Annotated in this window: 1 protein-coding gene; it reads right to left on the bottom strand. The window is 74.2% G+C overall.

Annotated elements, in window-relative coordinates:
* On the bottom strand, nt 1–576 hold a 576-nt coding region (gene ureG, locus CCN42_RS39650; RefSeq protein ID WP_086741993.1), incomplete at its 3' end, for an urease accessory protein UreG.
* Nucleotides 577–788: the final 212 nt, after the last annotated feature.

The following is a 788-nucleotide window of genomic DNA, read 5'->3' as shown; positions in this document are numbered from 1 at the left end:
CTGCGCCTTGGCGTCCGCCGCCATCCGGGCGAGGTCGGAGCCGCCGTACGGGGCGAGGTCGGTCTTGTTGACCACCAGCAGGTCCGCGGTGGTGACCCCGGGCCCGCCCTTGCGCGGGATGTCGTCGCCGCCCGCCACGTCGATCACGAAGATCTGCGCGTCCACGAGCCCCTTGGAGAAGGTCGCGGTGAGGTTGTCCCCACCGGACTCCACGAGGATCAGGTCGAGCGGTCCCACCTCGTCCTCCAGGTCCTCGACGGCCTCCAGGTTGGCGGAGATGTCGTCCCGGATCGCGGTGTGCGGGCAGGCGCCGGTCTCCACGGCGGTGATCCGCTCCGGCGGCAGTACGGCCTCCCGGAGCAGGAACTCGGCGTCCTCGCGGGTGTAGATGTCGTTGGTGACGACGGCCAGCGACAGTTCGTCGCGCAGCGCCCGGCACAGGGCGGCGACGGTGGCGGTCTTGCCGGACCCGACGGGCCCGCCGAGCCCGATCCGCAGGGCGCGCCGCGACCCGTCGGGCCGGTGGGCATCGGCGCTGAGCGTGGCGGGACCGCCGTGGGAGTGGTCGAGATGCATGGCAGCTCCTGTTTCAGCCGGGCCGGCCGAATCGGCCCGTCCGGCGCTTGAGGACGAGGCCGTTCCGGCCGAGGGTGATCCGGGGGCACAGACCCCGGGGTCGGGAACGGGGAAGGGGCGGCGGGGGCGAGCAAGCTCCCGTCTGACGCCTCCCGTCGCCCGCCCGGAGGTCGGGCAACGCGGCGGGCGTGCGTGCCGGACGCCGCAGGGCC

Source organism: Streptomyces glaucescens, assembly GCF_002154375.1.
GTDB classification, from domain to species: domain Bacteria; phylum Actinomycetota; class Actinomycetes; order Streptomycetales; family Streptomycetaceae; genus Streptomyces; species Streptomyces glaucescens.
The sequence above is the reverse complement of the archived record's forward strand: the minus strand, read 5'-3'. Positions and strand labels throughout refer to the sequence as shown.